This is a genomic window from Streptomyces sp. (genome assembly GCF_035563135.1).
GTDB lineage: Bacteria > Actinomycetota > Actinomycetes > Streptomycetales > Streptomycetaceae > Streptomyces.
Genome location: NZ_DATMVN010000877.1, coordinates 1 through 2,948 on the forward strand (window position 1 = coordinate 1; position 2,948 = coordinate 2,948).

Genomic DNA, 2,948 nt, shown 5'->3' on the forward strand with positions numbered 1-2,948 from the left:
CGCGGACGCCCCGGCCGCCCACGCGGTGAACACCAGCGGCAGCTGCCCCGCCACCACGGCCGCGGGCAACGGCGTCCGCAGCCGGCCGAGCAGCAGACCGTACAGGGTCCACACCGCCACCAGCACCGCCGAGGCGACCGCCGAGAAGACGAGCCCGTCCGACTCCGGCGCCGCGACCGCGTGCAGCGCGACCGCGTCCAGCACCGTCAGCACCAGGGCCAGAGCGGCCACCGCCTCCGCCGTCGAGGGCAACGCGCGGGCCAGCAGCAGCGCGGGCGCCACCAGCGCACCCGCGGTCACGGCCGCCAGCACCGCCGAACGCCCGGCGATGCCCATCTCGCCCCAACTGAACAGGGTGAACGCGATCGCGGCGACCGTCAGCAGCAGGCCACCGAGCACCAGCAGCACGTTCTGCGTGCCGTGCGCCGGCGCCGACGCGGGCGGAGCGTGAGGCGGGGCGGCAGGCCGGACAGCCGGCACCGGGGGAGACGGCGGAGCGGCCGGCACGCGCAGCACGCCCAGCAGCCAGGCACGGCGATTCAGCAACTGCAGCCGACGGGCGTCCAGCCGGGCCAGTTCGCGATCGAGGAGCGCCAGTTCCTCCGCGGGTGGCGGCACATGTCTCATGTACGGGAGTGTGGCGGCGGCCACATGCGCGGGCATGGGCTCCGATACTCAGTTCCGCGTCTGAGTAGGCCCGTGCCCCAGACTGTGACCATGGACTGGAACCACTACCGCTTCACCAGCGTGTGGGAGCTGCCCGCGCAGCCCGACGCCGTGTACGCCGCCCTGGAGCGCGCCGAGGACTACCCCCGGTGGTGGCCCCAGGTCCGCGAGGTCAGCCGCATCGACGACACCACCGCCACGGCGCGCTTCCGCTCGTCCCTCCCGTACGACCTCGTCCTGACGCTGCGGCAGCGCCACAGCGACCCCGTGTCACGGACGCTCGAGGCGGGGATGAGCGGCGACCTCGAAGGCTGGGCGCGCTGGAGCATCACCCCCCACGAGGGCGGCAGCCGGATCGTCTACGAGCAGGAGGCCGATGTGCGCAGGGCGCTGCTGCGCCGGCTCGCCGTACCCGGGCGCCTCGTCTTCCGGGCCAACCACACGCTGATGATGCGCGCCGGACGCCGCGGACTGGGGGCGTGGCTCCGAGCGGTTTGAACGCAGGCCGCCGAGCCCTGTATGGTTCAACCCGTTCCCGGGCGATTAGCTCAGTGGGAGAGCGCTTCGTTCACACCGAAGAGGTCACTGGTTCGAACCCAGTATCGCCCACCCGGGAAAAGCCGGTCCGTCGGTCTCGTCGACGGACCGGCTTTCGCGTACCCGGCCCGGATCAGGCCGCCGCAGGCAGCTCCGGGCGCAACGGCCACGCCGGATCCACCGCCTCCGCCGTACCGTTCTTCTCGAACCACGCCTGCAGCCCGCGCGCCTGAGCCGCGTGCCACACCGCCTGCAGCGAGTGCACCTCCGCCGGTGACAGCCGCTCCAGCCGGGCGGAGAACCGCCGCCCCACCGCCCGCACCAGTTCGAGCGCCGCCGCCGCGTCGTGCGCGCCGTCCAGCGTCACCCCGTACAGCCCGCACAGATCGGTCAGCGTGCGACGGCCCTTGCGGTAGCGGTCCAGGTGCTTGTCCAGCACCCGCGGATCCAGCACGCACAGCGGCCTGTTCCCCAGACAGCCGGCCAGGGACGACGCCCGGTGGCGCCTCAGTTCCCGGTCCAGCAGCGTCAGATCGAACGGTGCGTTCATCACGACCAGCGGCCGTCCCGTCGCGCACTGCTCCGCCAGCGCCCGGCCTATCTCCTCGACGACCGGCGAGGGCCACCGGCCGTTGCGCTGAAGATGGTCGTCGGTCAGACCGTGGATCTCGGTGGCGCCGGGCGGCACCGGGATCCCCGGATTGACCAGCCAGCGGGTGACGCGGAACCGCCCGCCCGCCGTGTCCTGGACGACGAGAGCGGCCGACACGATCCGGTCCTCCTCGACGTCCACGCCTGTCGTCTCGGTGTCAAAAGCCGCCAGCGGCCCCTCGAACCAATGCATCATCCCCGAACTCCTCGCGCCTGCGCGGCAGATGGCCAGATTCCTCTGCCCGGTTCGGTGATACCCGCACCCTATGCCTGATACGCCGTTTACGGCCCGGCTCCTGCGGTGACAACACAAAGGACGGGCAAGGAAGTCGACCGGCCCGTCAGCGGAGACCGGGCGACCGGTCGGCACAGCCCGGAAGGCACGGAGCCATGGCGCTCGCGCAGCCGAACCCAGGGAGTCCCGCCGCCACCGAGGACCACGGGGGAAAGCCGCCGCCGCAGCGGAACACACCACCGCTGCGCGGCACACTCGCCACCACCGCCTGCATGGAGACCCTCCAGGTGGGCTATCTCCACGCGGTGGCAGCCGCAGCGGGCTGTTCACTCTCGCAGCCCTTCCCCGACAACGGCATCGACTGGCACGTCAGCCACGGCGCCCCCGGCCACACCGTCGACGACGAAGTGACCATAAAGGTGCAGCTCAAATGCACCTACCAGATACCCCCGCACCCACCCGGCGCCGCGTTCTCCTTCACCCTCGACAACGCCCATCTGGTGAAGCTCGCGCGCAGCCCCGTGTCGGTGCACAAGATCCTGGTCGTGATGCTCGTGCCCCGGAGCCAGGACGACTGGCTGCGGGCCGGACACGAACGGCTGGACCTGCGGCACTGCTGTTACTGGACGAACCTGGCCGGCCATCCGGTGACCGGCCGGCACCGCACCACCGTGCGGATCCCGACCTCGCGGATCTTCGACGACCGCGCACTCTGCGACATCATGGCCCGGGTCGGGGCGGGAGGGAGACCCTGATGCACCGGCCGATGGACGAGCCCACCGCAGGGACGGCCCCGGCGGGCAGCCGTACCCACCCCTCCGCCGACGGACCGGCCCCCGGAAGGCCCCCCGACCCGGCG

Annotated in this window: 3 protein-coding genes, 1 tRNA gene and 1 pseudogene; 3 read left to right on the forward strand and 2 right to left on the reverse strand. The window is 72.2% G+C overall.

The features are described 5' to 3' along the window. Nucleotides 1-663: pseudogene (locus VN520_RS38715) on the reverse strand (hypothetical protein); the annotation flags it as partial. A 54-nt stretch (nucleotides 664-717) separates the two neighbouring features. On the opposite strand from VN520_RS38715, the gene VN520_RS38720 reads away from it, so the two are divergent. After that, nucleotides 718-1,164 (forward strand): SRPBCC family protein, encoded by a 447-nt coding sequence (locus VN520_RS38720; RefSeq protein ID WP_325751646.1) that lies wholly within the window; start codon nucleotides 718-720, stop codon nucleotides 1,162-1,164. A 39-nt stretch (nucleotides 1,165-1,203) separates the two neighbouring features. After that, a tRNA-Val gene (locus VN520_RS38725) sits at nucleotides 1,204-1,275 on the forward strand. Between the two features lie 61 nt (nucleotides 1,276-1,336). On the opposite strand, the gene VN520_RS38730 is transcribed toward VN520_RS38725, so the two are convergent. After that, entirely contained in the window at nucleotides 1,337-2,050 is a 714-nt protein-coding gene (locus VN520_RS38730; RefSeq protein WP_325751644.1) for a 3'-5' exonuclease, read from the reverse strand. 194 nt (nucleotides 2,051-2,244) lie between these two features. On the opposite strand from VN520_RS38730, the gene VN520_RS38735 reads away from it, so the two are divergent. Further along, a complete protein-coding gene (locus tag VN520_RS38735) occupies nucleotides 2,245-2,844 on the forward strand; it encodes a DUF4365 domain-containing protein (protein WP_325751645.1) in 600 nt (199 codons plus the stop codon). The last annotated feature ends 104 nt before the right edge of the window (nucleotides 2,845-2,948 follow it).

What these genes read in the sequence shown, in the direction of transcription:
- VN520_RS38735 (WP_325751645.1), top strand. Translation starts at nt 2,245, where the DNA reads ATGGCGCTCGCGCAGCCGAACCCAGGGAGTCCCGCCGCCACCGAGGAC.
- VN520_RS38730 (WP_325751644.1), bottom strand. Translation starts at nt 2,050, where the DNA reads ATGATGCATTGGTTCGAGGGGCCGCTGGCGGCTTTTGACACCGAGACG.
- VN520_RS38720 (WP_325751646.1), top strand. Translation starts at nt 718, where the DNA reads ATGGACTGGAACCACTACCGCTTCACCAGCGTGTGGGAGCTGCCCGCG.